General features: G+C 71.6%; 26 protein-coding genes. 13 read left to right on the forward strand and 13 right to left on the reverse strand.

Features of this window, described 5'->3' with window-relative positions; translation table 11 throughout:
• The first annotated feature begins 195 nt into the window (after window positions 1-195).
• The gene (locus ABZ098_RS24480) at window positions 196-1809 is read left to right on the forward strand and encodes an alpha/beta hydrolase (protein ID WP_356594475.1); all 1614 of its coding nucleotides are present in this window, start codon (window positions 196-198) and stop codon (window positions 1807-1809) included.
• 59 nt (window positions 1810-1868) lie between these two features.
• Here the strand turns inward: ABZ098_RS24480 and ABZ098_RS24485 are convergent, their stop codons facing one another.
• Complete coding sequence (locus ABZ098_RS24485; protein ID WP_356594477.1) at window positions 1869-2354, reverse strand: signal peptide protein; 486 nt, start codon at window positions 2352-2354, stop codon at window positions 1869-1871.
• 319 nt (window positions 2355-2673) lie between these two features.
• Between ABZ098_RS24485 and ABZ098_RS24490 the strand changes: the two genes are divergently transcribed.
• Window positions 2674-5541, forward strand: coding sequence for a transglycosylase SLT domain-containing protein (locus ABZ098_RS24490; RefSeq protein ID WP_356594479.1), 2868 nt, complete (start codon window positions 2674-2676; stop codon window positions 5539-5541).
• A gap of 489 nt (window positions 5542-6030) precedes the next feature.
• Here the strand turns inward: ABZ098_RS24490 and ABZ098_RS24495 are convergent, their stop codons facing one another.
• Window positions 6031-6645 carry a phosphoribosylanthranilate isomerase gene (locus ABZ098_RS24495; protein WP_356594481.1) on the reverse strand — a complete coding sequence of 205 codons (615 nt, stop codon included), beginning with the start codon at window positions 6643-6645 and terminating at the stop codon, window positions 6031-6033.
• A 127-nt stretch (window positions 6646-6772) separates the two neighbouring features.
• Here ABZ098_RS24495 and ABZ098_RS24500 point away from each other — a divergent pair, with 127 nt between their 5' ends.
• A complete protein-coding gene (locus tag ABZ098_RS24500) occupies window positions 6773-8347 on the forward strand; it encodes a carbohydrate-binding protein (RefSeq protein WP_356594483.1) in 1575 nt (524 codons plus the stop codon).
• Window positions 8348-8405: 58 nt separating this feature from the next.
• Here ABZ098_RS24500 and ABZ098_RS24505 read toward each other — a convergent pair whose 3' ends face one another.
• Genes ABZ098_RS24505 through ABZ098_RS24515 form a run of 3 tightly spaced genes read right to left on the reverse strand, consistent with a single transcriptional unit; the run spans window position 8406 to window position 10390 of the window.
• Window positions 8406-8729 (reverse strand): antibiotic biosynthesis monooxygenase, encoded by a 324-nt coding sequence (locus tag ABZ098_RS24505; RefSeq protein ID WP_356594485.1) that lies wholly within the window; start codon window positions 8727-8729, stop codon window positions 8406-8408.
• Window positions 8730-8765: 36 nt separating this feature from the next.
• Window positions 8766-9764 carry a CU044_5270 family protein gene (locus tag ABZ098_RS24510; protein WP_356594487.1) on the reverse strand — a complete coding sequence of 333 codons (999 nt, stop codon included), beginning with the start codon at window positions 9762-9764 and terminating at the stop codon, window positions 8766-8768.
• Window positions 9761-10390, reverse strand: a complete 630-nt coding sequence (locus ABZ098_RS24515; RefSeq protein WP_356594489.1) for an RNA polymerase sigma factor — start codon at window positions 10388-10390, stop codon at window positions 9761-9763. Before ABZ098_RS24515 ends, ABZ098_RS24510 begins: the two co-directional genes overlap by 4 nt.
• Window positions 10391-10502: 112 nt before the next feature.
• Here ABZ098_RS24515 and ABZ098_RS24520 point away from each other — a divergent pair, with 112 nt between their 5' ends.
• On the forward strand, window positions 10503-10850 hold the full coding sequence (locus tag ABZ098_RS24520; RefSeq protein WP_356594491.1) for a hypothetical protein: 348 nt from the start codon (window positions 10503-10505) through the stop codon (window positions 10848-10850).
• A 12-nt stretch (window positions 10851-10862) separates the two neighbouring features.
• Here the strand turns inward: ABZ098_RS24520 and ABZ098_RS24525 are convergent, their stop codons facing one another.
• Complete coding sequence (locus ABZ098_RS24525) at window positions 10863-11522, reverse strand: response regulator transcription factor (RefSeq protein WP_356594492.1); 660 nt, start codon at window positions 11520-11522, stop codon at window positions 10863-10865.
• Window positions 11523-11919: 397 nt separating this feature from the next.
• Window positions 11920-13125 (reverse strand): sensor domain-containing protein, encoded by a 1206-nt coding sequence (locus tag ABZ098_RS24530; RefSeq protein ID WP_356594494.1) that lies wholly within the window; start codon window positions 13123-13125, stop codon window positions 11920-11922.
• 182 nt (window positions 13126-13307) lie between these two features.
• On the opposite strand from ABZ098_RS24530, the gene ABZ098_RS24535 reads away from it, so the two are divergent.
• The gene (locus ABZ098_RS24535) at window positions 13308-13466 is read left to right on the forward strand and encodes a hypothetical protein (RefSeq protein WP_174269183.1); all 159 of its coding nucleotides are present in this window, start codon (window positions 13308-13310) and stop codon (window positions 13464-13466) included.
• Between the two features lie 7 nt (window positions 13467-13473).
• Here the strand turns inward: ABZ098_RS24535 and ABZ098_RS24540 are convergent, their stop codons facing one another.
• Both ABZ098_RS24540 and ABZ098_RS24545 read right to left on the reverse strand, forming a co-directional pair.
• Complete coding sequence (locus ABZ098_RS24540) at window positions 13474-14568, reverse strand: substrate-binding domain-containing protein (protein ID WP_356594496.1); 1095 nt, start codon at window positions 14566-14568, stop codon at window positions 13474-13476.
• Window positions 14569-14618: 50 nt separating this feature from the next.
• Window positions 14619-15329 (reverse strand): DUF4328 domain-containing protein, encoded by a 711-nt coding sequence (locus tag ABZ098_RS24545; protein ID WP_356594498.1) that lies wholly within the window; start codon window positions 15327-15329, stop codon window positions 14619-14621.
• Window positions 15330-15455: 126 nt separating this feature from the next.
• On the opposite strand from ABZ098_RS24545, the gene ABZ098_RS24550 reads away from it, so the two are divergent.
• The 4 genes from ABZ098_RS24550 to ABZ098_RS24565 all read left to right on the forward strand — a co-directional run bounded on the left by ABZ098_RS24550 (window position 15456) and on the right by ABZ098_RS24565 (window position 18285).
• Window positions 15456-16235, forward strand: coding sequence for a methyltransferase domain-containing protein (locus tag ABZ098_RS24550; protein WP_356594500.1), 780 nt, complete (start codon window positions 15456-15458; stop codon window positions 16233-16235).
• 117 nt (window positions 16236-16352) lie between these two features.
• Complete coding sequence (locus ABZ098_RS24555) at window positions 16353-17267, forward strand: peptidoglycan-binding protein (protein WP_356594502.1); 915 nt, start codon at window positions 16353-16355, stop codon at window positions 17265-17267.
• A 230-nt stretch (window positions 17268-17497) separates the two neighbouring features.
• Window positions 17498-17893 (forward strand): luciferase family protein, encoded by a 396-nt coding sequence (locus ABZ098_RS24560; protein ID WP_356594504.1) that lies wholly within the window; start codon window positions 17498-17500, stop codon window positions 17891-17893.
• Window positions 17894-17913: 20 nt separating this feature from the next.
• Window positions 17914-18285 (forward strand): DUF6479 family protein, encoded by a 372-nt coding sequence (locus tag ABZ098_RS24565; protein WP_356594506.1) that lies wholly within the window; start codon window positions 17914-17916, stop codon window positions 18283-18285.
• A gap of 68 nt (window positions 18286-18353) precedes the next feature.
• On the opposite strand, the gene ABZ098_RS24570 is transcribed toward ABZ098_RS24565, so the two are convergent.
• Window positions 18354-18824, reverse strand: a complete 471-nt coding sequence (locus ABZ098_RS24570; RefSeq protein ID WP_356594508.1) for a hypothetical protein — start codon at window positions 18822-18824, stop codon at window positions 18354-18356.
• A 150-nt stretch (window positions 18825-18974) separates the two neighbouring features.
• Between ABZ098_RS24570 and ABZ098_RS24575 the strand changes: the two genes are divergently transcribed.
• Entirely contained in the window at window positions 18975-19433 is a 459-nt protein-coding gene (locus ABZ098_RS24575) for a hypothetical protein (RefSeq protein ID WP_356594510.1), read from the forward strand.
• Window positions 19434-19458: 25 nt separating this feature from the next.
• On the opposite strand, the gene ABZ098_RS24580 is transcribed toward ABZ098_RS24575, so the two are convergent.
• Window positions 19459-20139: a DUF6445 family protein gene (locus ABZ098_RS24580; protein ID WP_356594512.1), complete on the reverse strand. Its 681-nt coding sequence runs from the start codon at window positions 20137-20139 to the stop codon at window positions 19459-19461.
• A 229-nt stretch (window positions 20140-20368) separates the two neighbouring features.
• On the opposite strand from ABZ098_RS24580, the gene ABZ098_RS24585 reads away from it, so the two are divergent.
• The gene (locus ABZ098_RS24585) at window positions 20369-21130 is read left to right on the forward strand and encodes a DUF4142 domain-containing protein (protein WP_356595033.1); all 762 of its coding nucleotides are present in this window, start codon (window positions 20369-20371) and stop codon (window positions 21128-21130) included.
• Between the two features lie 13 nt (window positions 21131-21143).
• Here the strand turns inward: ABZ098_RS24585 and ABZ098_RS24590 are convergent, their stop codons facing one another.
• A complete protein-coding gene (locus ABZ098_RS24590; protein WP_356594514.1) occupies window positions 21144-22817 on the reverse strand; it encodes an alpha-amylase family glycosyl hydrolase in 1674 nt (557 codons plus the stop codon).
• Between the two features lie 268 nt (window positions 22818-23085).
• On the opposite strand from ABZ098_RS24590, the gene ABZ098_RS24595 reads away from it, so the two are divergent.
• Window positions 23086-24030 (forward strand): LAETG motif-containing sortase-dependent surface protein, encoded by a 945-nt coding sequence (locus ABZ098_RS24595; RefSeq protein ID WP_356594516.1) that lies wholly within the window; start codon window positions 23086-23088, stop codon window positions 24028-24030.
• 80 nt (window positions 24031-24110) lie between these two features.
• Here the strand turns inward: ABZ098_RS24595 and ABZ098_RS24600 are convergent, their stop codons facing one another.
• Window positions 24111-24686 carry a dihydrofolate reductase family protein gene (locus ABZ098_RS24600; protein ID WP_356594518.1) on the reverse strand — a complete coding sequence of 192 codons (576 nt, stop codon included), beginning with the start codon at window positions 24684-24686 and terminating at the stop codon, window positions 24111-24113.
• Window positions 24687-24806: 120 nt separating this feature from the next.
• On the opposite strand from ABZ098_RS24600, the gene ABZ098_RS24605 reads away from it, so the two are divergent.
• Window positions 24807-25028, forward strand: coding sequence for a hypothetical protein (locus tag ABZ098_RS24605; RefSeq protein ID WP_356594520.1), 222 nt, complete (start codon window positions 24807-24809; stop codon window positions 25026-25028).
• The last annotated feature ends 38 nt before the right edge of the window (window positions 25029-25066 follow it).

A 25066-nucleotide genomic window follows, 5' to 3' on the forward strand; every position in this document is an offset into this window, starting at 1 on the left:
TCGCGACGAGGGCGGCGATGTCGTCGTGCGCCTGCCGACAGTCCCCCGTACTGAGAACGCAGTACGCGGCCCGTCACGGGTAGGCCGCCGGGACTACCGCCGGACGGCGGGAACCGTGGCTGGTCTTTTTCTGTGTGTTCTCAGTGAGACAACCGATTCTCTGAGGCTTGACCAGCCCAAGGGGGAACAAAAGCAGTGAAGTTGAGACGACTCAGACTCGCCGGAGCCTCGGTGTGCGCGCTCGCCGTGGCCTGGACCGCGTCCCCGGTGTCGGCGGCCACCCAGGACACCCCGACCGTGCCGACCCCGACCGTGCCGACCCTGACCTGGTCGGACTGCCAGGACGGCTTCCAGTGCGCGAACGCCCAGGTGCCCCTGGACTACCGCGATCCGCAGGGCAGGACCATCACCCTGCCCGTCATACGCAAGCCGGCGGCCGACCCCTCCCGGCGCAAGGGCACCCTGTTCCTGCAGCCCGGCGGCCCCGGCAACTCCGGTGTGGACTTCGTGCGCGGCAACTACGCCGACCTGCCCGCCGAACTGCGCGACGACTTCGACGTGTTCGGCTACGACGTGCGGGGCGTCGGCCGCAGCTCCCAGGTCGTGTGCTGGGACGACCCGACCTACACCAAGGCCGTCACCGCCGCCAAGGGCGTCCCCGGTCCCGACGCCTACGAGCCGGCCGTCCAGCAGGCCGCCGACTTCGACGAGGCCTGCCGGACCAACGCGGGCGACCTGCTGCCGTACGTCGGCACCCAGTACGTGGCCCGGGACATCGACCTGCTGCGCCAGGCGCTCGGCGAGAAGCAACTGACCTATTACGGACGTTCGTTCGGCTCCTACATCGGTACGGTCTACGCCGCGATGTTCCCCAAGCGGGTCCGTGCGCTCGCGCTAGACGGGGCCTACGACCCGGAGCACTACACGAATCAGCCCTACGCCTACGACCGGCCGCAGTACCTCGCCCTGGACGGGGCGATGAGCCGCTTCCTGGACTGGTGCGAGGCCGACCAGGCGACCTGCGGCTTCGGTGACGGCGACCCGCGCGGGGCGTTCGAGAAGCTGAAGGCCGACCTGGACGCCAACCCGGTGCCGACGGCCAACGGGGGCCAGGCGAACGGCTACACCCTCGTCTACCGGCTGATGTTCAACATCAACGGGGGCAAGGTCGTCTGGCCGTCCTTCGGCGAGGCCCTGCGCAAGGCGCAACTGCGCGACAACACCTCGTTCCTGCTGCGGCCGCCGTCCCCGGCCAGCTTCGACTTCCTCAACCCGAACGTCGTGGTCGAGTGCGTCGACAAGAAGTACCCGTCCGACCCGGCCCTGCTCAAGCGCCAGGTCACCACCAACGCCCGGCTGGCCCCGCTGCTGGGCCCGGCCATGGCCTACGGGCCGCCCACCTACGACCACCAGCACGCCACCGCCTGCGCGCAGTGGAAGGGCGAGCACACCAGCCGCTACACCGGGAACTTCCACGCGAAGGGCTCCGCGCCGATCCTCGTCATCGGCAACACCGGTGACCCGGACACCCCGTACCAGGACGCGGTGGCCCTCTCCCGTCAGCTCGACAACGGCCGTCTGCTCACCTTCAAGGCGGAGGGGCACACCGCCTTCAACCGCAGTGTGTGCGCGACGGACGCGATCACCGACTACCTGGTGGACCTGAAGGTCCCGGCCCGCGGCACGACCTGCGCGGACGAGGCCCAGCCGCCGTCGTCCACCCCGACGGTGGCCCCGCCCGGCACGACGCTCTCGGAACTCCGCAACGGCGTGAACGAGCGGGTCGACCGCATCGGCTCGCTGCGCTGACAGCGGGAGAGGGCCCGGGTCTCTTGAGGGAGACCCGGGCCCTCTCGCGTCACGTGGGTCTAGTACAGAGCGATCCTCGGCTGCACGGTCCCCTCGGCGGTCGGGTCGACGACCGTGATCCGGTAGACCTCGGTGAGGGTCCGGCCCGCGTGGAGGGTGCGCTGAGCGGTCGTCAGGTCGGTGAAGAGCGTGCCGGTCTGGCTCGCGGTCGCGACCGGCCGCCAGCAGCCGTGCGCGGTGCGCCGCTCGACCACGACGTCCGACGGGTCGAGGAAGGGACCGGCGTCCGGCGACTCCAGCAGGAGCTGCGGGGCGACGGTCCGGTCCGCCGCGGTGTCGTTGCGGTAGCTGACGGTGACCTGGTGCTGCTCGCCGTCGGCCACGAGGGCACTGGTGGGCAGGTCCACGAAGTCGACGGGTACGGCGGGCTGCTGGGCGCGGACGGCCGCGGCCGTGGGTGCGGCGACCGCCGGGCCGGCCGCCGCCAGACCGGCGAGGGTCATGGCCGCGGCGACGAAAGCCGCCTTGAGACGAGTGCTGTTCATCAACGGGTTCACTGTTCCTTGTCGTGCGTGGGGGGATGTTGTTCAAGTGGACCGCGGCAAAAGGAAAACCGTTGGTCGATTCCCGTGGATATTTCGTGGATACCGCTCGGTAGATCACCCGCCGTACCCATGACGGCCATAGCGGACTGATAACTTCCGCGTCACCGGCCAGGGGGAGCGTTTCGAGCCGGTACCCCCCACCCCTGTCTCTGAATGACCGGACGGAATTCCCTTGCGTACTTTCCGTGAAAGCTCCGGCGGAAGACACCGCTGGCGCGTACCGAAAAGCCGGCGCGGCCGGATAGCGGCGGCCGGCGCGATGTCCGTGCTCTCGCTGGCCCTCATCGCCCCGCTGGCCTCGGCGGCCCTGACCGACCCCGCCGACCCGGCGCCCGCCCCGACCGCGGACCACGTCACCGACACCTCCCGACTCCCCTCCGGCTGGCAGAAGTCCGGCGACCGGATCGTCACCTACGACGGTGACGGCACCGGACTGCACGTCCTGGTCGCCGACGCGGCCGACGCCTACAAGTGGCACACCGCGGCCACCCTGTCCGAGCCCGGCATCGACACTGACCAGTGGATCGGCCAGACCTGTGTGACCGGCTCGGGCGACCGTGCCGTCGTGGTCTACGCGCCCCGGCAGGCCGTCAACGACCAACAGGGCTTCCAGCAGGGCGCGTTCGCGGCCGTGGTCGACCTGGCGGACGGCCGGGTGACCAAGCTGCCCGAACTGGTCTCCCTGGCCTACTTCAACCCCGGCTGCGGCGACGGCGAACAGGCCGTCCTGACCCGGCCGCAGGGCTCCGGCACCCAACTGCTCACCGTCGACGCCCAGAAGGGGCAACTGGTCCGGCAGCAGACCGTCGCCGGTCAGCTCACCTCCGCCGTGCCCTTCGGGAACAAGATCGCCGCCGCCCTGGGCGACTCCGTGGTCTCGGTGGACGCCAAGGGCGCGACCAGCACCCTGGCCAGGACGGGCGGCACCCCGTTCCGGCTGGTGCCGGACGCGCACAGCGGACTCGCCTACCAGGTCCCGGCCGGGAAGAAGGTGCAGGTACGCCGGGTCACCTCGGCGGGCTCCGACCGGCTCCTCGGCTCCGGCGCGCTCGGCGCCCTCGCGGTGCACGGCACCGGCGGCCGGGTCTTCGTGACCGGCAAGGACGCCGAGGACGGCGTGAAGACGCTGCCGAAGAGCTGGCGGACGCTGGACGTGCCCGCCTCCGCCGAGGTCTCCACCACCGGCGGCCTCGCGCTGACCTCCGTCGGCAACGGCACCGAGGCGGCCGGCGGACGGAAGGCGGCGGCGGACATCGCCCAGTCCGTCGGGATCGGCGCGGTGCTGCCCGGCAGCGACAGCACCGTCGACTTCACGGTCAAGCCGAAGATCTCCCGGACCTCGCAGGGCGCCGAGCAGTCCCCCGCACTGTCCGACGGCGTGCACACGGACAGCGTCACCCCGGGCGACGCCGACCCGTCGACGTCCACCACCGACCCCGACCGCGCCTGCGCCGTCACCCGCAACGACCCGAAGCTCCAGTCGCTCCAGCCGTCGACCGCGCAGGTCGAGTGGGCGACGGACCTCGCCGTGCAGGGCAGGCTCGACGTGCGCCGCCGCAGCGGCTGGAACGGCAGCGAGCTGCCCTCGTACACCCCGCAGGGCCTGTTCCCGTCCACCGCGCTCAAGGGCGGCGGCCGGGTGCCCGCGCAGATCATGCTGGGGGTGCTCTCCCAGGAGTCCAACCTGCTCCAGGCCAGCTCCCGGGCGGCCGCGGGCGAGAGCAGCAACTTCATCCAGGGCGGCTACTACGGCAACGCCGGCAGCGTCCACACCGTCGACTGGGCGGCCGCGGACTGCGGTTACGGCATCGCCCAGGTGACCAGCGGGATGGCGAAGGCCGACACCACCTACACCGCCGAGCAGCAGCAGGCGATCACCGTGGACTACGCGGCCAACATCGCCGCCGGTCTCCAGATCCTCCAGGACAAGTGGAACCAGCTCCACGACAAGGGCCTGCTCGTCAACGGCGGCGACCCGAAGTACCTGGAGAACTGGTGGCTCGCGCTGTGGGCGTACAACAGCGGCTTCAACCTGCCCAGTTCGACCGACGCGAGCGCCCCCTGGGGCCTGGGCTGGTTCAACAACCCGGCCAACGGCCTCTACCCGGCCGACCGCAAGATGTTCCTCTCCTCCGGCTACGACGACGCCCGCAACCCCAACCTGTGGACGTACCCGGAGCGGGTGCTCGGCTGGGCGGCCTACTCCCAGCAGAAGACCGACCCGGCGACCGGGGCGACCGTCCGGGCGTTCACCGTCGGCGACTGGCCCGCGGGCGCGCCGGCCGCGGAGCCCGCGCACGACACGTTCTGCACGACCACGGTCAACGACTGCGACATCACCAAGCCGCACAAGGTGGAGGGGTCGACGCAGCCGGAGGGTCCCTGCCAGCGGGACGACTTCAAGTGCTGGTGGAACCAGCCGGTGAACTGGACCGACTGCACGGCCACCTGCGGCACCGAGGTGCTGAAGTACCAGGTCGGTGACCCCGAGCCCAAGGTCGCGGCCCCTCACCCGGCCGCCTGCGCGTCCACCCTTCCGGCGAACGCCCTGATCGTGGACGACGTGCCGAACACGGTGAAGTTCCGGGTCGGTTCCGCCAACCCCTGTGCGGGTGAGCGCAATTGGACCAGCCGGGGCAAGCTGACCTTCACCTTCGGGTCGGCCCAGCAGAACGGCGCGACCGTCTACCCCTCGAAGATCGACTTCCATCAGCTGGGCGCCGGCTTCGGCGGCCACTTCTGGCTCACCCACACCCGGGTGCCGAGCTACACCGACTCGGTGGTCACCGGCACGTGGACCCCGGGCCGGAAGATCGGCGGCTGGGCCCGGGTCATGGTGCACCTGCCCGACCACGAGGCCAACACCCCGTCGGCCACGTACCGCATCGACCTCGGTGACGGCACGGTCGTGGAGAAGACGATCTCCCAGGACACCGGGGGCGAGAACACCTGGGTGTCGCTGGGGTCCTACGAGTTCAAGGGCACGCCGAGTGTGTCACTGAGTTCGGCGACGGCGGACGGCACCGGCGACGCGTCGATCGCGTGGGACGCGCTGGCCTTCGTACCGCTGAAGGAGAAGCCCACGGACGCGGTGACGCCGTCGGCGTCCCCGTCACCGTCGAAGTAACCCGACAGCCCGCGTCCGCCGCCCCGACCGGGTCGGCGGACGCGGCACACCTCAGCCACGAGCCCCCTCAGGGGCACGGGAAGCCACACGCCAAGCCACGACGCCCCCAGGGGCGCGGGGAGCCACACGCCAAGCCACGACGCCCCCCAGGGGCGCGGGGAACTGCGCGACCAGCCACAACGGGCCCGCACCCGGCAGCGACGGACCACCCCACGACGCCGCCCCCAGGGGCGCGGGGAACTGCGCAACCAGCCACGACGCACCCCCACCCGGCAGCGACGGACCACCCCACGACGCCGCCCCCAGGGGCGCGGGGAACTGCGCAACCAGCCACGACGCACCCCCACCCGGCAGCGACAGACCGCCCCACGACGCCGCCCCCAGGGGCGCGGGGAACTGCGCGACCAGCCACGACGGACTCGCACCCGGCAGTGACCATCACCCCCACGGCGCTGCCCCGACCCCGCACTGGCCGTCCCCCCAGGGGACTCACCCCGTCGCGGAACCCGCGCGCGCCGCCTCCACGAACGCCGTGATCAAGGCCGGGTTCTTGACGCCCCGGCTCTCCTCCACGCCGCTGGAGACGTCCACGCCCCAGGGGCGGGTGACGTCCACCGCCTCCCGTACGTTCTCGGGGGTCAGGCCGCCGGCCAGCAGCCACTTCTCCCCGGCACCCGCCACCTGCTTCCTGGACCAGTCCCACGCGATGCCCGAACCCGGCACCGGCGCGTCGAGGAGCAGCATGTCCTCGCCCAGCTCCCCGCAGCGCGGCACGGAGTCGCCGAAGGCGGCCGCGCGGATCAACGTCCAGCCACCGCCGGCGAGTTCGCCGTAGTAGCCGCGGTCCTCGGGGCCGTGGAGCTGGACCGCCCCGATGCCCGACTCGACGGCGACCGAGCGGACGTAGTCGAGGGGTTCGCGGCGGAACACACCCACCGTGAGGACGCTCTCGGGGACCCTGGCGGCCAGCCGTGCCGCCGTGGCGGGGTCGATGCGGCGCGGGCTGTCGGAGAAGACGAACCCGATGGCGTCGGCGCCGGCCTCGACGGCCGTGTCGATGTCCCGCTCGGTCCTCAGGCCGCAGATCTTCACGAAGAGCGTCATGCCACCCACCGTATCCAATTCGTATGTGTGAACAACGATCACATACAGAACCGTTGACGCGACCATGGAAAGCGCTTACCTTCCGAACGGTACGTGCCCCCGTCGCCGCACACCATGGAGACGAACGATGCACCTGAGACCAGTCATCGCATCAGTCGGCCTCGTCGCCGGCACGCTCGTCGCACTGTCCGGCACCACCGCACAGGCCGCCACGACCCGCTACGAGGCGGAGACATCCCCCGCCATCTGCACCGGAGCCGTCGAGACCGAGTACGCCGGTTACTCCGGCAGCGGATTCTGCAACGGCACCAACGCCACCGGCGCCTACGCCCAGTTCACCGTCTCCGCGTCCACGGCGCAGACGGCGACCCTGAGCGTCCGCTTCGCCAACGGCACCACCACCGCCCGCGCCGCGGACATCATCGTGAACGGCTCGAAGGTCTCGTCGGCCTCCTTCGAGTCCACCGGCACCTGGACCAACTGGACCACCAAGACGCTCACCGTCCCGGTGACCGCGGGCAGCAACACCGTCCGGCTGAACCCGACCAGCGCCAACGGACTGCCCAACGTCGACTACCTGGACGCCGAGACCTCCGGCACCACCACCCCGCCGTCGAGCAGCGCCCTGTACGTGTCGCCGAGCGGCACCGACAGCGCGGCCGGCACGGTGACCGCCCCGACCACGCTCACCTCCGCGATCAGCCGCATCTCCGCCGGCGGCACGATCTACCTGCGCGGGGGGACGTACGCCTACTCCTCGACGGTGACCATCCCGGCCGGCAACAACGGCACCTCCGCCGCCCGCACCACGATCTCCGCCTACCCGGGCGAGACGCCGGTGCTCAACTTCGCTGCGCAGAGCGAGAGTTCGTCCAACCGGGGTCTCCAGCTCAACGCCAACTACTGGAAGCTCTACGGCCTGGTCGTCGAGCGGGCCGGGGACAACGGCATCTTCATCGGCGGCAGCAACAACGTCGTGGAGCGCACCGTGACCCGCTTCAACCGGGACACCGGCCTCCAGCTCGGCCGGATGGCCTCCTCCACCCCGACCGCCCAGTGGCCCGCGAACAACCTGATCGTGAGCTCCGAGTCGCACGACAACGCCGACTCCGACGGGGAGGACGCCGACGGCTTCGCCGCGAAGCTGACCGTCGGCTCCGGGAACGTGTTCCGGTACACCGTCTCGCACCACAACATCGACGACGGCTGGGACCTCTACACCAAGACCGACACCGGCGCGATCGGCCCGGTGACCATCGAGGACTCCCTCTCCTACAACAACGGCACCCTCAGCGACGGCTCACAGGCCGGCGCCGGCGACCGCAACGGCTACAAGCTCGGCGGCGAGGACATACCCGTCAACCACGTCGTCCGGCGCAGCATCGCCTTCGACAACGGCAAGCACGGGTTCACCTTCAACAGCAACCCGGGCTCGATGACGATCTCCAACAACCTGAGCATCGACAACACCGAGCGCAACTTCAACTTCGACGACGGCACCTCGGTGTTCCGGAACAACACCTCGTGCCGCTTCAGCAGCGGCACCAACGACCGGATCATCGGCGACTCCGACAGCTCGAACCAGTTCTGGTCCGGCACCAACGGGTCCCGCTGCTCCGCGTACTCCGGTGCCCTGGGCTGGTCGTTCGCCTCGAACGGCAGCCTCGTGGTGACCCTGGGCGGCCGTCAGGTCACGCTGTAGGGCCGTAGCGCACGAAAGGGGGCCCCGGCTGCAAGGTCCGGGGCCCCTCGCCGTGCCCCTACTTGGGCGCGGCCTGCTGGACGACCTCGAAGGTCCACAGCGTCGACCCGCTCGCGGCGGGCCTGGGACGCTCGCCCCCGCCCTCGCCGCCGCCCTGGTGGGCCGCCTTCATCGGCCCCTCCATCCAGGCCTGGAACGACTCCTCGTCACGCCAGCGCGTGTACACGAGGTAGGTGTCGGTGCCCTCGACGGGACGCAGCAGCTCGAACCACTCGAAGCCGTCCGAGCTCTCCACGCTCCCCGCCCGGGAGGCGAACCGCTTCTCCAGCGTCTCGCGCTGTTCCTCGGGGACCGTGAGTACGTTGATCTTGACGATGCTCATGGCGGCCATTGTGCGCCAAGGGGCATCAACAGGACGTCAGCGGGACGCGGCCCGCGCGGGCACCTCGCCCTTCGTGTCGACGACGGCGGTCTCCATCACGGCGCTGGTACCGGCCAGGGCCTCGGTCGTGATCCCCCGGTCCGGGTCGGTGATGTAGAAGCGGGAGCCGAGCAGGGCCAGGGTCTCCTTGTCGAAGATCCATTCGTGGCGGGTAGCGAAACCGGTGTCGTCGAGGGTGATGGCGATGCCGTGCCGGCCGGCCGCGTCGACGGCGTCCGGGATCTCCCGCACCCCGGGCAGTCTCGCGGCCGCCCGGTAGAAGGCGGCGGCGTTGGCGGGCGGCATGACGGTGCCGCTGATCAGGTCGCCGATCAGGGAGAAGACCGCCTGGTCCCGCGACTCGCCCTCGACCGGCCTCGCCTCCTTGTAGAGCCGTCGCAGCAGGGCGTCGGGGTCGGTGGGCAGGGAGGCCAGCCACCGGTAGGTGGGGTGGAAGACGCCCGCCGGGACCGGGTCCGTGCTCTCGATCGGGAGCAGCCGGTCGGGCATGATCGCGTCCTTGCCGCTGGACCGGAGCCATCCGGTGACACGCAGGGGGCCGGGGTCCTGGGAGGTCCAGCTCTCCTCGGTGTGCAGGGCGCCGAGCCGCACGGGGCCGCCGAAGGTGCCCGTGTTGGAGCGGTCCAGCCTCCTGACGTACACGAACTGGTCGTCCCGCACCCGGATCGTGTCGCTCGCCATGGCGGCCGTGGCGATCCGGTTCAAGGTGACGGAGGCACCCGGCGCGGTCGCCGACGCAGTGGTGCCGTCCGCCGGGGAGCGGCCGTCCACGGAGAGGGTCACGAGCAGCGCGCCCGCGAGGGCCGCGGAGGCGAGCGGCAGCAGGACGGCGGGGCGCAGGAACCGGCTGCGCCGGGGCGCGGACGCTGTGTCGTGATCGATCTGCTGCATCAGTACGTCCTTGAAGTGACGGTGACGCTCCGGCGGGAGGTCCCATTCCGCCGGGGTCTGAAGCAGTTCCTCGGCCTCGCTCATCGGGTCTCCTCCCGCAGGAACAGGGCCGCGAGCGCGGCCTCACTCTCCATCTCTCCGTGGGCCGGGGGCGGTTCCGCCTCCGCACTGAGCCGGGCGAGCCGGGCGCGGGCCCGCGACAGCCGGGAGCGCACGGTGCCGACGGGCACGCCCAGGGCCTCGGCGGCCTGCCGGTAGTCGAGGCCGGCCGACACGCACAGCGCGAACACCTCACGGTCCTGCCGCCCCAGCCGGCTCAGGGCGCGGTGCACCACCTCGAGCCGCCGTGCGTCGTCGATCCGGCCGGCGGTCTCCTCGGCGAAGTCCTCGACCGGGCGTGGCGCGGGACTGCGCGCCAGGAAGGCGAGCCTGCGCCGCAGCCCCCGGTTGGCGTTGTGCGCCTTGTGCGTGGCGATGCCGAGCAGCCAGGGCTTCAGCGAGCCGCCCTCCGGGTCCACGGTCCGTCGGGTCCGCCAGGCGGCGAGGAACGTCTCGGACATCGCCTCCTCGGCCTCCGCCCAGTTCCCGGTCAGCCGCAGGGCGTGGTTGTAGACCGCCCGCGCGTACCGGTCGTACAGCTCGCCGAACGCCGCCCGGTCGCCGGCCCGTATCCGCGCCCGCTCCGGTTCCGCCACTTCTGTTTCCCTCACACCTCTAACGCTCCGCACCCCGCCCCCGGGTTCCTGTGTCCTGCGCCACACGCCACGGCCCACATAGACGGCTCGTCGCGCCCCGCCCGGCGGACCGCTTACGCTGCGCGCCATGGAACAGCGCGAGGTCATGCAGAACGTCGTCGGCATCCTCACCGAGGCACTGGAGATGCGACGGCAGGTCCGCGAGCACCCCGACCAGCAGGTCTCCCTGAGCGGGGCCGTCTCCGCGCTGCTGGTGGAGACCCTGCCACGGATCCACCTCCCCGCGGACGCCAGTGGCCACGCGGCGGCGGACGCCGTGGTGGAGGAGCTGGGGCCCGCCATCGCGAGCATCGCGCACTGCTTCGCGTTCGCCTTCGTCCAGTTGGCCGAGGCCCACGACGAGGGCCGCGCCGACTCCTCCGCGGAGGTCCTGCGGCGCATCTCCCTCCAGTTCGCGGGCGGCGCCCCGAAGTAGCCGCGGGCTGTCCTACGAGCGGCGCCGGGCGTCCTCCAGGTAGTGGAGTACGGCCGCCACGCGCCGGTCGACCTGGTCGGTCGGCGCCAGATCGAGCTTCGCGAAGATGCTGCGGATGTGCTTGTGCACGGCCCCGTCGGTCACGAACAGCCTCTCCGCGACGGCGCTGTTGCCGAGCCCCTCGGCCATCAGGGCGAGGACGTCCCTCTCGCGCGGGCTGAGCCGCTCCAGCCGCTCGTCCTTGCGGGACCGCGTGAACAACTGGGCGACCACCTCGGGGTCGATGGCGGTGCCGCCGGACGCCACCCGGCGCAGCGCGTCGAGGAACTCCTCGACCCGGCCGACCCGTTCCTTGAGCAGATAGCCCAGCCCGCCGACCCCGCCGGTCAGCAGCTCGGTCGCGAAGCTCTGCTCGACGTAGGCGGACAGCACGAGGACGGCGAGGTCGGGCCTGCGCCGCCGGGCCTCGACGGCCGCGCGGACCCCCTCGTCGGTGTGCGTGGGCGGCATCCGCACGTCGAGGATGGCCACGTCGGGCTGGTGCGTGTCGATGGCGTCGAGCGCCCCGTCGGCGGAGTCGGCCGTGCCGACCACGTCCAGCCCTTCGGCGCGCAGCAGCAGCGCGAGCCCCTCCCGCAGCAGGGGGTCGTCCTCGGCGATCACGATCCGCATGTCAGGTCCAACTCCGGGAGCGTGGGGAAGGTCGGGCGGGGGGTGCGGTCACGGACAGGTCGGGCGGGGGTACGGTCACGGGCAGGCCGGGCAAGGGGTACGGTCACGCGCAGGCCACCGAGAGGCACGGTCACGGGGCAGGCCGCCGGAAGGTGCCGCCGTACGCGCGCAGGCCGGGCGGGGGCCGCCGACACGCACCGGCCGAGCGGTGGCCGCGGACACGCACAGGCCGAGCGAGAGCCGCGGTTACAGGCGGGCCGCCGAGGGGGCACGGTCACGGGCGAGCCGCCGAGGGGCACGGTCACGCGCAGGCCTCCCAGAGGCGCGGACACGCGCAGGCCGCCGGAAGGTGCCGTACGCGGGCGGTCGCGCCGCACCCCGTGCCGTCGGCCGGGGGTCACGTGCCGCACGGCAGCTCCGCCTCCAGGGTCGTGGGGCCGCCCGGCGGGCTCGTCAGGCGGAGGGTGCCGTCGTGGGCGGCGACGCGGCGGCGGATGCCGGTGAGGCCGGAGCCGATGTGCTCGTCGGCCCCGCCCCGGCCGTCGTCGGTGACCCGCAGCAGGAGCGTGGGGCCCAGGGCGCGGACGGTGACTGTGGCCCGGGCCGCCCCGCTGTGCTTGGCGATGTTGGTGAGCGCCTCGGCGACGACGAAGTAGGCGGTCGCCTCGACGGACGCGGCACATCGGCGCGGCACCTCGACGTCGACCGCGCACGGCACCGCGCTCTGCGCCGCGAGCCCGGTGAGCGCGCCCGCGAGGCCGCGGTCGGCGAGCACCGGCGGCAGGATGCTGCGGGAGACGGTCCGCAGCTCGGCCAGCGCCTGTTCGGCCGCGGACTGGGCCCGCTCCAGGAGTTCGTCGGCGCCGGCGGGGTCGCGGGCTACCATGCGGCGGGCGGCCCCGAGCAGCACGGTCACCGTGACGATCCGGTTCTGGGTGCCGTCGTGCAACGAGCGCTCGATGCGCCGCAGTTCGGTGGCGTGGGCGTCCAGCGCGGCGGCCCGGGTCGCGGTCAGCTCGGCGACGCGCAGGGAGAGATCGGCGTCGGGACCGGCCGACAGGAGACGGCGGCCCGGGTCCGCCTGGAGCCGGGCCAGGCCGGGCGTGAGCCCCAGGAGGATGGCGATCCAGCCCACGCCGAGCAGGCACACCGCGAGGGCGTCCGGCCAGGAGTGCGCGACACCGATCCCGATGGAGGTGGCCGTCGCGTCCTTCGGGGCGAACCGCCAGTACAGCGGGAACGCGGTGTCCCGCAGGGCGAGCACCGGCAGGACGAACCCGAGCAGGCCCAGGGGCAGGCCCACGGCCAAGTGCCGGACCAGCCACAGCAGTTCGCGCCGGGTCGTGGGGTCGCGGAGGGCGGCCCGCAGCCGTGCCGACGGCGGTGCGGGGGCGATGACCTCGGGGCCCCAGCGGGCGAGCCGGGCGCGTTCCATGCCGGCCAGGGCGTGCAGCGCGCGCACCCCGCCCGGCGCCAGCACCAGCCACAGCAGCACGAACGGCGTGAGGACCGCCGTACCGAGTCCGGAGACGAGTTGGCCGAGCGCGGCGGCCGCGGTCGTCGCGGTGCCCACGACAAGGCCCTTGGCGTCGGCGGTGGCCATGCGTGCCCCCTTCGGGCCGGAGGACAACGACCCTAGGCGGAGGGCGGGTTCACCGACAGATCGGGAGGCGGAAAGTACAGCCTGCTGTACCTCCGGCCGGGCGGCCCGCTGGATCGTCCGGGAGGGCCGGGGCTCGTAGCGTCGTCCGTACCGAAGACACCCGACAGCCCCTGGAGTACCCCGTGAACCTGCTGCTCTGGCCCCTGCTCGTGCTCAGCGTGCTCGGCAACGCGGTGGCGTCCTTCACGCCCGCCGACACCGCCGTCCACCTGGCCTTCGGCACGGTCACCGCGCTGACGGCCACCGCTCTCGCGGTACGGCGGGTGCGCACCGGCCCCTGAGGAACGCCTACTTGAGGCCGACCGCCGCGCAGTCCGCCGCGTACTGGGCGGTGCAGATCTGCTTCACGGTGTAGACGCCGTCCTTGACCACCGTCTGCGCGATGTTGTCCTTGGTCAGCGCGACCACCGGCACCAGCACGGACGGGATGTCGTTCTGGGTGGGGCTGTCGACCTTGTCGGTGACCAGTGCGTCGAACTGGAGGTCGCGGCCCTGGATCTTGTACACCGCGATCTGCGCCGCGTTGGTGGCCTCCAGCAGGAACGACTTGTACACGGTCATGTACTGCTCGCCCGACACCACCCGCTGCACGGCGGCGAGGCTCGCGTCCTGCCCGGTCACCGGCGGGATCCTGGTGGCCCCCGCCGCCTTGAGCTCGTCGATGACCGCACCCGCCATGTCGTCGTTGGCCGAGTAGACGGCGGCAATGTTGTTCAGGCCATACGAGGCGATCGCCGCCTTCATGTTGGCCTTGGCGACCGACGGCAGCCACTCGCGGGTGTCGTACTGCTTGGCGATGACGACCTTGCCGTCGAGCTCGTCCAGCGCGCCCTTCTTGAACAGGGCCGTGTTGGGGTCGGCGGGCGAGCCGTTCATCATCACGATCTTGCTGGTGGCGGCCTTGTCGCCGAGCGCCTCGACGATGGCCCGGCCCTGCACCTCGCCGACGAGCTCGTTGTCGTGCGACACATAGGCGTCGATCGGGCCCTGGGCGAGGCGGTCGTAGGCGATGACGGGGATGCCGGCGTCCTTCGCCTTCTGGACGTCCGGCTCGATCGCCTTGGCGTCGACCGCGTCCACCAGGATCACGTCCACCTTGTCGGCGATCATCTGCCGGAACTGCCCGCTCTGGCGCTTCGCGCTCGCCCCGGCGTTGGCGTAACTCACCTTGCCCTTGCCGTGGGTGAGGGTCGCCACCTCGTTCTTGATCAGCGGGTAGTCGAACCGGTCGAAGCGGCTGGTGTCCCGGTCGGGCAGCAGCAGACCCAGCGTGATGGCGTCGCCCTTCTTGGGGATCACCGCGGTGTCGCTGTCACCCACTCCGCAGGAGGTGAGCAGAAGGGCCGACACGCAGACGGCCAACACGGGAAGTATGGGACGCATGGCGATCCTGGGGGTGGGGGGCTGTCACGTAGGCGCAACAGTAAGTGCCCTCAATCCCGATCAAACGCCCTGACCGTTTCCTTCAACGGATCACCACCCGGCGTCCGCAACTGATCACCGATGTGCACAAGTTGTACGGCGGTCAGGGCGCGCACCATGAGGATCCCGGCGACGGCCGCCCCGACCACCGCGAGGTCGGCGACCAGCAGCGTGGTCACGCCGTGGTAGGCGCGGGCGATGACGTCGTCCGTGTCGCCGTCGTACATCAGCCCCACCCCGGTGACCATGCCGACCAGCCACAGCGCCCACCACACGTTCACGACGACGGGCAGCTTGCGGCCCGGGGCGCTCTTGTGGTGGATGTCGGCGACGATGCCGCGCGGGATCCAGAGGTTGGCCAGGGGCACGAACCAGGAGACGTAGACCCAGATCCCGGCGTAGCGCGGGGGCTCGCCGGACAGGGCCCGCGCGTTGTCCCGCATCCGCCCCAGCCAGCCGATGAACAGGGCCGCGCACAGCAGGGTGAGGACACTGCCGGCCGCGCTGACCAGGTGGTACGAGTCCTCCAGGGAGTTCAGCGGCCGGTGCCGGCCCTGGCCCTGGTCCGGCGGTCCCGACGCGGGCTCCCCCGCCACGGCGAGCCGAACGTGCCACACGGCCCGCACCGCCCAGGCACCCCCGGCGAGCCCGAGCCCGGCGACGGCGAGCCGAGCGGAGCCGCGCACGCTGTGCAGGGCGGGCCGGACGACGTTCACACTCACGGGGTCCCCCTTCGAAAGGATCGCTGCACCCCCTCATCGTGACGAACCCCGGGATCGGTTCATGGGGCGGCGGGCGGACAGAGGGCCGTCGAGAAGAAAGCCCGCCGGGCGAGGATCGTGGAGGGCATGGACGAACAGCGATACGACGTGTGGGTGTCCGGTGCCGCCTACGACCGTTACATGGGCCGCTGGAGCCGGGCGGTCGCACGCGAGTTCACGGCCTGGCTCGGGCGTCCGGACGGACTGACCTGGCTGGACGTGGGATGCGGCACCGGCGTGCTGTCGGAGGTGGTGCGGCAGCGCTGCCGGCCTCGGCTGGTCGTGGGCTGCGACCTCTCCGAGGGCCTCGTGCGGGCGGCCCGGGGCGCGGTCGTCGCGGACGCCATGGCGCTGCCCGTCCGGGACGGCGTCTTCGACGTGGCCGTCAGCGGTCTGACCCTGAACTTCCTGCCCGACCCGGCTGCCGCCGTCGCCGGGATGGCCCGAGCGGTCCGGCCGGGCGGCGCCCCGGTGGCCGCGTACGTGTGGGACTACGCGGACGGGATGGGGCTGCTGCGCCTGTTCTGGGACACCGCCGCCGAACTCGACCCGGGAGCGGCCGGGTTGGACGAGGGCCGCCGGTTCCCCGGCTGCCGTCCCCAGCCGCTGCACGACCTGTGGACGACCGCGGGACTCGTCGACGTGATCGTGCGCGCGATCGAGGTCCCCACCGTCTTCGCCGACTTCACCGATCTGTGGGGTCCCTTCCTGTCCGGTCAGGGCCCCGCGCCGGGGTATGTCACCGCGCTCCCCCCGGCCGCCCGGGACGACCTGCGGGAGGCACTGCGCACGGCGGCCCCCACCGCACCCGACGGTTCGATCCCCCTCTCGGCCCGCGCCTGGGCCGTACGCGGCCGCACGCCTTGACCCGCTCCCCCGACCGTCCCCCGGAACCGCACTGGGTCGGGAACCGACCCCAACTCCCCTTGCGTCTGAAGGAGTTCGAAAGACGCAGGAGTTTATCGGGACGTCCAGGGGGACCGCATGAGCACGAAGACCGGACCACAGCGTTACCCCGGCGCGAGCCGGGCCAACTGGTACCAGGACGACTTCGGCGGTGACCCGATGCAGGTCAACGTCGTCGTCCTGCACACCACCGAGGGGCGCACCCTGCCCACGTACTCGGGCGGCGCCCTGGCACCCAACCTGACCGCGGTGCCCGACCTCACCGCGAAGAGGCTGCGCTGGTACCAGCACTTCGACATCGAGACCTCGTCCCGGGCGCTGGCCAACCTGCGCGGTGGCGTCGAGACCAACACGCTCAACGTCTGCCAGGTCGAGCTGGTCGGCACCTGCGACCCCGCGATGCACGCGAAGTGGAAGGCCGCGGGCAAGGGCCACGTCTTCTGGCCGGACGCCCCCGACTGGGCCCTCCAGCAGGTCGCCCGGTTCCTGGCCTGGATGCACGAGGAGCACGGCGTGCCCCTGTCCGGGCCGAGCGCGTGGCCCGCGTACCCGTCGTCGTACGGCAGCCGGCACGGCCAGCGGATGTCGGGGAAGAAGTGGGGGGCCTTCAAGGGCGTGTGCGGGCACATGCACGTGCCCGAGAACGAACACGGCGACCCGGGCGCGATCGACTTCTCCCGGCTGGTCAAGTACGCCAAGGCCGATCTGGACGTGGGCGACGACGACACCCCTGAGCAGCCCTCCAGGCCGAGGGTCCCGGCCTACCCGGGCCGCAAGCACTTCCGCGCGGGCGCCACGAACGACCACGTCCTGCGGCTGGGGAAGCGGTTGGTCGAGCGCGGTTTCGGCGACCACTACAGGGTCGGCCCGAGCAGGACCTGGGGCGAGGCGGACCGGCTGAACGTCCGCGACTTCCAGAAGTCCCGCAAGGAACTGCGCGGGGACGCCGACGGCTACCCCGGACCGCTGACCTGGCGCCTGCTGTTCTCCTGACCACGGGCGGGACCACGGGTTGGACCACGGGCTGCACCACGGGCGGGACCACAGCCGTGGCCACAGGCTCGACCACGTGGACCGGTGACCGATGTCGGCGCCACGGACCGAGCGGGAACGGGCAAGTCCGGGCGCCGACCAGCCACTTGTGGCCGACGCGACACCTCACGCCCCGGTTACGTTTCGCTCAACCTCTGGTTGCCGGACGATGAGCGGGCGACGATGGGCCCATGACTCTGGCCGAGCGCGCCCTGGAGCGCCTGGAGGCGTGGTCCGACCTCAGCACGGACCTGCCGAGCTGCGGAGCGGGCCTGGCGCTGCGCTCCGCGCACACCGAGATCGTGCACTTCCACCCGGGGCGGGACGTGGACCTGCACCTCACCGAGCCGGCCATCCGCAGATTCCACGACGACCTCCAGGAGTCGACCGCGGTCCGGCTGCTGCCGGGCTCCCGCTGGGTCACCGTCCACCTCGACTGCGGGACCGACGTCGACCTGCTGATGAGCCTGGTCAGCGTGGCGCTCAAGGCCCACCAGGCGGGTCCCCGTCCTGTCGGCCCGGCCGCGTGCAACCTCCACCGGGTCACGGTGGTCCCCCGGGACGAATCGTTCGCGCCGAACCGGTGACAATCGGCGATAATCGGACCATGAGTACGGCGACGTTTGTCCTGGCGGCCACGTCGAGCGAGGTACTCAACGTGATCGCCGCCTTTGCCGGTGGGCTGTTCATCGCCGGCGCGCTGGTGTGGGCCGTGCAGTTCGGCATGCGGGTCCAGGAACGGGAGCTCCCACGACCGCTCGGCGACGAGCAGCCGCACCTCCCGGAGACCGGACCGATCCGTGAGATCCGGGAGATGCGGGAGCCGGACGAGCTGCCGGCCCCCGCGGAGGGGCAGGAACGGCTGATGCCGTACCAGCTCCATCACTCGGGAAGCAGACGAGGAAAGGACCAGCAGCGAAAACGCTGGCTGCCCGGCTCCAGCGGCGGCTTCGGCAGCGGCGGCCTCGGACACGTGTGACCGGGGCGGCCGCCCCGCCGCGCCGCTGCCCGTACCCGGGCCCCTGACCCTCCGGCATCCCCGGAGGATCAGGCCCGCTTGTCCGCCGGCCGGTACACCGCCAGCGCCCAGATGATGAAGAAGTCGAGGCCGATCATGATGACCGACCACACCGGGGCGTAGGGCAGGAAGAGGAAGTGGGCGAGCATGCTCAGCGAGGCGAGGAAGATGCCGGTCATCCGGGCCCAGGCTGCGCCCCTGAGGATGAAAGCGCCGGTGACGGCGGCGAGGGCTCCGAGGCAGAGCAGGATCACACCCCAGCCGGTGAGGTTGATCTTGTAGACGTAGTCGCCGACGCGGGTCCAGACGTCGTCCTTCGCGAGCAGGGAGATGCCCTGGAAGATCGCCAGGATGCCGTTCATCAGCATCAGCACACCGGCGAAGACGACCCCGCCGGCGGCCCACGCGGCCTCGGTCGGCGTGGGTCCCATGCCCGGGGTCGGCGTCGCCGTCGGCGTGGTGCCGGCGGACGGCTGGGTGGCGTGCGGTTGCTGCGTCATGGCCGTGTCCCACCTTTCGTGGTCGATGTGCTTCGACCATCCGGCGCAGCGGGCCCGCCCACCACGGGGGTGGGCCGTTCGGGTGACACGGGGCGTGCGGCCGTACCGCGGGGGCCCTTCACTGGTAAGGACCTGCACCCGGGAGGCGAGATGACCCGCTGGACGACGGCCGCGCTGCTGGCCGTCCTGTCCCTCACCGGCCTGACCGCCTGTTCCGGCGACGACAGCCCGTCGTCGGTGGCGAGCAAGGTCGCGTCGGCCGCCTCGCGCGCCGGGGACGCGGTGTCGTCGGCGACGGCGGAGGCGGGCAGACGGTTCGACGGCATCAACAACGGCGTCGACGCCGGGGACGACGTACGGCTCGGCACCCCCGCGACCGCCTCCGACGGCCGCACGACGGTCGAGGTCACCGCCGCCAACCGCGCGGGCTCGGCGAAGTCCTTCGCCGTCCAGGTCGACTTCACCGACGAGGCGGGAAAGCTGCTGGACGCGGTGGTGGTGACGGTTCGGGACGTCCCGGCGGGCGGCTCCGGGAAGGGAACCGCCCGCAGCACGCACGACCTGTCGGGGGACGTGCGGGCGAAGGTGTCCCGGGCGGTGCGCTACTGACCCGCGCACCGGCCCCCGGCCGGGATCACGCCATCCAGAAGAAGACGGCCGTCATCCGCTTCTCCTCCAGCGTGCCGCCGCAGTAACCGGTCGCGCTGTGCACGAGGTTGGCGTTGTAGAGGAGCAGCCGGTTGTACCGGTGCGGTACCCGTACGTCCTCCTCGAAGGCGCCGGGCGCGACGAACCGGGTGCCGAGGGCCTCGACGAGGTTGTTGTGCGGGGCCTGCACGACATTGCCGCCGAGCCGCCCGCCGGGCAGGGACTGCCGGTAGAAGCTGGTGCCGCAGTCCTTGGGGACGCCGGGGTTGAGGTACAGCACGGCGGCGTACCGGCACAGTGCCCGGGAATCGGTGTGCGGCCGGGGTTCGCTCTCGCCCTCCCCGACGACCTGGACGCAGTTGTGGTTGAGGGTGCCTCCGCCGGGCGCCCGCTGCACCCAGAGCTTCGCGGCCCCGGTCGCCTTCCTCACCAGCCGCTCCACGCCCGCGAGTTCGGCGGGTTCGAGCCCGGGCATGGTCCGCAGCCCCGGCCAGGTCTCCGAGGTGTACGGGTGCCCCCGCACCCAGTCGTCCTTCGCGAGACAGCGTTCCCGTACGGCGTCGGGGTCCCGGAGCACGTCGTCAATCACCCAGTAGTCGCGACCCTTGGTGGGCTTGCGGTAGGGGAGGACGGGGAGGGGCCGCTGCGCCCGCTGTGGCATGGACATGCAGTGAATCTAGGTCCGGGGCACGTCAGGTCTCTCCCGCGATTTCCCCCGGACTTCCCCGCGAACCGGTCAACGAACGGTCAACGCGCCACCGCTCTGTGACTCCGGTCATCCCGGAAAGAGCTGATGAACACTCACGCCCCCGCGTCCGTACTCCTGTGCGTCCGACCCGCCTCGTGGCGGGGCACCCTACCGGGCAGGAGGCACGGTGCCACTCTCGCGCAACGCGATGGGAACGCTGTTCGTCGGCGGAGCCCTCACATTGACCCTGGGCGCACTCGCCTATCCGTCGATGCTCGGAGTGAGCACCGTATCCAGCGCACAGGACAGAGTGATCGCCCAGACACAATGGGGTCCTCTGACCGAGCTGGACCGGGACTTCGTCGTCAAGGTGCGGGCCGCGGGCCTGTGGGAGTACCCGCTGGGCGAGGTCGCCCTGCAGAAGGGGACGACCCCGGAGGTGAAGGAGGCCGGACGGCACCTCATCGACGGACACGCGGCCCTGGACGCGGCCTGCCGCAAGATCGCGCCGATGCTCAACATCACCATCCCGAACGTGGCGAGCCCGCAGCAGGTCGGCTTCGTGAACACCATCGAGTCGAGCAGCGGCCAGCAGTTCGACACGAACTTCGCCAACATCCTGCGGGTGACGCACGGCTCGATCTTCAACACGATCTCGAAGGTCCGCTCCACCACGAAGAACTCGCTGGTGCGGTCGCTGGCCGACATGGCCAACGACACGGTGCTCGACCACATGACGGTCATGGAGAAGACCGGCTTCGTCAACTTCGACCAGGCCCTCTTCATGCAGACCACCCCGCCGAAGCTGCCCGACACCGACCTGACCCCGCCGGCGCCGCAGCCCGGCGCCCCGATGGTCGTGCTCACCCCGCCGCCGAACCCGACCTCGACGCCGCTCGCGGTCCCGGGCGAGAACGCGAACGGCGCCACCCCGGCCGCGGGGGCGACCCCGACACCGACCGTCGGCTAGCCCAGCCCTCGCCCTAGCCCAGCCAGGCCGTCGTGTCCGGTCCCAGCAGCCCGTCCTCCAATGGGCTGCTGGTCATGAGCACCTCCCCGGCCGGAAGCGGGACGGCGGCCTCCGACAGGTTGGCGACACACCGCCAGCCCTCGTGGCGGACGAAGTCCAGCACGCCGGCCGGGCTCCTGTCCGTCCAGGTGAGTTCCTCCCCCTGGAGGAGCTTGCGGCGCAGACGCAGCGCGGTGCGGTACAGCTCCAGCGTGGAGCCCTCGACACCGTCCTGGGCCTCGACGGCGTACTCGGCGAACCACTGCGGCTGCGGCAGCCAGGCACCGCCCGCGCCGAAGCCGTACGACGGACCGCTCCTCGTCCAGGGCAGCGGCACCCGGCACCCGTCGCGCCCCTTGCGGACCCGTCCCGTCTGCTCCCAGATCGGGTCCTGGAGCACCTCGAAGGGCAGGTCGGCGACCTCGGGCAGCCCGAGCTCCTCGCCCTGGTAGACGTACGACGATCCCGGCAGCGCCAGCATGAGCAGTGTGGCCGCGCGAGCCCGCCGCAGGCCGCGGGCGAGGTCGATCCCGGGCGCGTGGCCGCCGGACATCAGCCAGGCGTTCTCGTCGGTGCCCGGCGGCAGCACCAGGCGGGAGGCGTGCCGGACGACGTCGTGGTTGGAGAGCACCCAGGTGGCCGAGGCGTGGGCCGTGCGGGCGGTGGCGAGGGAGTCGGTGATGACCTGGCGCAGCTCCTCGGCGTCCCAGGCGGTCTGGAGGTACTCGAAGTTGAAGGCCTGGCCCAGTTCGTCCGCGCGGGCGTACAGGGCGCGGCGGGCGCCCGGCACCCAGGCCTCGGCGACGGCCATGCGGGGCGGGGTGAAGGAGTCGAGGATGGTGCGCCAGTCGCGGTAGATCTCGTGGACCTCGTCGCGGTCCCAGTAGGGGTGGTCGCCCGGCGGCAGGTGGTGCAGGGCCTCCTCCGCGACGCCGGGCAGGTCGCCGAGGTCGCGCAGGGGCTCGGTGAGGTCCTTGGCCAGCGCGTGCGCCACGTCCACGCGGAAGCCGTCGACCCCGCGGTCGCACCAGAAGCGCAGGGTGGTGCGGAAGTCCTCGCGGACCTCCTCGTGGGACCAGTTGAGGTCGGGCTGCTCGGGGGCGAACAGATGCAGGTACCACTGCCCGTCGGGGACCCGCCGCCAGGCACTGCCGCCGAAGACGGACTGCCAGTCGGTGGGCGGCAGTTCGCCGTGCGCGCCCCGCCCGTCCCGGAACACGTACCGTTCGCGCGCCGCGGACCCGGGCCCGGCGGCGAGGGCCTCCTGGAACCAGACGTGCTGGTGGGAGGTGTGGTTGGGGACGAGGTCGACGATCACCTTCAGGCCGAGCCGGTGGGCCTCGGCGACCATGGCGTCGAAGTCGTCGAGGCTGCCCAGGCGCGGGTCGACGTCCCGGTAGTCGGCGACGTCGTAGCCGCCGTCGGCGAGCTCGGAGGGGTAGAAGGGGCTCAGCCACAGGGCGTCGGCGCCCAGGGCGGCCAGGTGCGCCAGGCGCCGGGTGACGCCCTGGAGGTCCCCGAGGCCGTCACCGTCGGCGTCGGCGAAGCTGCGGGGATAGACCTGGTAGACGACGGCCTGCCGCCACCAGTTCGGGTCGTGGCTGGAGAGGTCGGGCGAGGGGTCGGGCGTGGTGGTACGCGGGGTCACGCGGGCTCCTCTGCGATTCCGGTGCGATATGTACGTTCCATGAAGGCGACAAAGGGGATATCTGTCCACCTCACCGGAAAAGTGAACCCGGGATTTCCGGAGGAGGCCGTTCCCGGTGTGTCGAAATTGTGATGGTCATTGAACGGACCTTGTATCACCGCAGGTTGACAGCGTTCCGCAAGGAGATCCACGATGTGCGAACACCGTGGCGCATGTGACCAATGGGCCCAGTGTTTTCTGAGACCACTCTCATCCTGACGGGATACGTATGTCCATAGCGAGACGTGTCACCATGCGGCGCCTGTTGGGGACGGGCGCAGCGACGCTCGCCTTCTCCGCTGCCCTCGCCTCCGTCGCCTCCGCCTCCGACTGCCCCGGCGGCAAGGGCTGGCAGGACGGCGGAAGCTACAAGCCGGGTACGGGCGCCGGCTCCAAGACCGAGACCGACCGCTGCGAGTTCTCCCTCGACGGCAAGAACTTCTTCGCCTCGGTCAAGGTCGACGACCTGAACCTGAAGCCGACCGACGACGGCAAGGTCCACGTCAAGGTCCGTGCGGCGGGCGACGCGTCCACCTGCACCGCCTCTCTCGCGTCCTACCGCGCGCACGGCCCGACGTTCGCCACCTCCGGTGAGCAGGTCTTCCACGACTTCGACACCGTGACCGTCAAGGCCGGCTCCGTCGACTCCCTCGACATCTCGATCCCGGACGCCGGCTGCTACGCGCAGATCGACCTCTACCGGGGCAACACGAAGTTCGACGGCAAGCTCGACGCCAACGACGGCCTCCCGCACGGCGACCTCCCCAAGGGCCCGGACCACCCGGTCATCAAGGACAAGCTGATCGCGGCCTGGAACGGCGGCACGAAGGACTGCACGACCACGCAGACCACGCCTCCGGCGACCCCGCCGGCCTCGGAGACCACTCCGCCGGCCTCGGAGTCGACGCCTCCGGCCTCCGAGTCCACTCCGCCGGCGTCCGAGAGCACGCCCCCGGCCTCCGAGACCCCGGGCACGGACACCCCGACCCCGTCCGCCTCGGAGTCCACCACGACTCCGGGCGCCCCCACGCCGAACGGCGGCGGCGGTGACAACCTCGCCGAGACCGGCGCCAGCAGCAACACCCCGCTCATCGCGGGTGGTGCGGCGGTGCTGCTCGCGGGTGGCGCGGGCATCGTGCTCGCCACGCGTCGCCGCAAGGCCTCGCGCGCCTGACCCCTTCTGACGGGGCCGTCCCACCTTCGGGTGCGGGCGGCCCCTTCCGCGTGTGTCCGCGGTCTTCCGCGTGCCGGGCGTCAGTGCAGGGTGGGCCGGTAGACGAGCTCCTGGATGTGACCGTCGAGCGTCCGGCTCTCGATCAGCTCCAGGTCGAAGTCGGCCGCGTCCCGGAAGACCGGGTCCAGGCCGGTCCGGCCGGTGATGACGGGGAAGAGGGTCACCTGCACCCGGTCGACCAGTCCGGCGGCCATCAGCGCCCGGTTCATCGACAGGCAGCCGTGCGAACGCAACGGCACCTCGGACTCCTCCTTGAGCCGGGCGACGACGTCCACCGCGTCACCGCTCACGACGGTGGCGTCCGGCCAGCCCAGCGTGTCCTCCAGGGTGGTCGACACCACCGTCGTCGGCAGGTTCCGCATCCGGGTGACCCACGGGTCCCGCACGTCGTCCCCCTCGCTGCTCGCCGCCAGCATCTGCGCGAACGCCCGGTAGGTGGTGGCCCCGAAGACCATCCGCTGCTCCTCGCGGTACTGGGCGAGGCGGTGATCGAGCAGCTCGGGGCCCTGCTTGCCCCAGTAGCCGCTCCAGTCGCCGCCGGCGGCGCCGTAGCCGTCGAGGCTGGAAAAGACGTCGAAGGTGTACGTGGCGGTCATGGCGTTCTCCGGTCTTCTCGAAGCTTTTTCGTGTCGTCCCGGCAGACCCGACGCGCCTCCCGAACTCATCGCTCGGCCCTGCCGTGGCCCTATAAATCGAACACATGATTGAATCCGGGCATGCGATCGTTCCCCGACGACCTCGCCCGGGCACAGCGCGAGTGGAGTGCCACCTACCGGCAGCTCGCCGAGCGCCCCGGCCGTACGGAGCTGCGCCGACGCCTGTACCGGCTGTCGACCCAGGTGTTCTTCCACCCCCACTGGCAGCACGGGCGCCCGCGCCCCGCGGAGTGGCGGGAACTGCGTGACCTCGCGGACGTCGGCGAACGGCTCCCCCGATGACGGACCGACATGCGGGACCGTACGTCGCGGACGATCCT

The sequence above is a fragment of the Streptomyces sp. NPDC006335 genome (genome assembly GCF_040612795.1).
Lineage (GTDB): Bacteria > Actinomycetota > Actinomycetes > Streptomycetales > Streptomycetaceae > Streptomyces.

Excerpts from the sequence above, each read along its gene's own strand:
- ABZ098_RS24485 (WP_356594477.1), bottom strand. The coding sequence starts at position 2,354 with ATGAACAGCACTCGTCTCAAGGCGGCTTTCGTCGCCGCGGCCATGACC.
- ABZ098_RS24490 (WP_356594479.1), top strand. The coding sequence starts at position 2,674 with ATGTCCGTGCTCTCGCTGGCCCTCATCGCCCCGCTGGCCTCGGCGGCC.
- ABZ098_RS24495 (WP_356594481.1), bottom strand. The coding sequence starts at position 6,645 with ATGACGCTCTTCGTGAAGATCTGCGGCCTGAGGACCGAGCGGGACATC.
- ABZ098_RS24500 (WP_356594483.1), top strand. The coding sequence starts at position 6,773 with ATGCACCTGAGACCAGTCATCGCATCAGTCGGCCTCGTCGCCGGCACG.
- ABZ098_RS24505 (WP_356594485.1), bottom strand. The coding sequence starts at position 8,729 with ATGAGCATCGTCAAGATCAACGTACTCACGGTCCCCGAGGAACAGCGC.
- ABZ098_RS24510 (WP_356594487.1), bottom strand. The coding sequence starts at position 9,764 with ATGAGCGAGGCCGAGGAACTGCTTCAGACCCCGGCGGAATGGGACCTC.
- ABZ098_RS24520 (WP_356594491.1), top strand. The coding sequence starts at position 10,503 with ATGGAACAGCGCGAGGTCATGCAGAACGTCGTCGGCATCCTCACCGAG.
- ABZ098_RS24525 (WP_356594492.1), bottom strand. The coding sequence starts at position 11,522 with ATGCGGATCGTGATCGCCGAGGACGACCCCCTGCTGCGGGAGGGGCTC.
- ABZ098_RS24530 (WP_356594494.1), bottom strand. The coding sequence starts at position 13,125 with ATGGCCACCGCCGACGCCAAGGGCCTTGTCGTGGGCACCGCGACGACC.
- ABZ098_RS24540 (WP_356594496.1), bottom strand. The coding sequence starts at position 14,568 with ATGCGTCCCATACTTCCCGTGTTGGCCGTCTGCGTGTCGGCCCTTCTG.
- ABZ098_RS24550 (WP_356594500.1), top strand. The coding sequence starts at position 15,456 with ATGGACGAACAGCGATACGACGTGTGGGTGTCCGGTGCCGCCTACGAC.
- ABZ098_RS24555 (WP_356594502.1), top strand. The coding sequence starts at position 16,353 with ATGAGCACGAAGACCGGACCACAGCGTTACCCCGGCGCGAGCCGGGCC.
- ABZ098_RS24560 (WP_356594504.1), top strand. The coding sequence starts at position 17,498 with ATGACTCTGGCCGAGCGCGCCCTGGAGCGCCTGGAGGCGTGGTCCGAC.
- ABZ098_RS24565 (WP_356594506.1), top strand. The coding sequence starts at position 17,914 with ATGAGTACGGCGACGTTTGTCCTGGCGGCCACGTCGAGCGAGGTACTC.
- ABZ098_RS24570 (WP_356594508.1), bottom strand. The coding sequence starts at position 18,824 with ATGACGCAGCAACCGCACGCCACCCAGCCGTCCGCCGGCACCACGCCG.
- ABZ098_RS24575 (WP_356594510.1), top strand. The coding sequence starts at position 18,975 with ATGACCCGCTGGACGACGGCCGCGCTGCTGGCCGTCCTGTCCCTCACC.
- ABZ098_RS24580 (WP_356594512.1), bottom strand. The coding sequence starts at position 20,139 with ATGTCCATGCCACAGCGGGCGCAGCGGCCCCTCCCCGTCCTCCCCTAC.
- ABZ098_RS24585 (WP_356595033.1), top strand. The coding sequence starts at position 20,369 with ATGGGAACGCTGTTCGTCGGCGGAGCCCTCACATTGACCCTGGGCGCA.
- ABZ098_RS24595 (WP_356594516.1), top strand. The coding sequence starts at position 23,086 with ATGTCCATAGCGAGACGTGTCACCATGCGGCGCCTGTTGGGGACGGGC.
- ABZ098_RS24600 (WP_356594518.1), bottom strand. The coding sequence starts at position 24,686 with ATGACCGCCACGTACACCTTCGACGTCTTTTCCAGCCTCGACGGCTAC.
- ABZ098_RS24605 (WP_356594520.1), top strand. The coding sequence starts at position 24,807 with ATGCGATCGTTCCCCGACGACCTCGCCCGGGCACAGCGCGAGTGGAGT.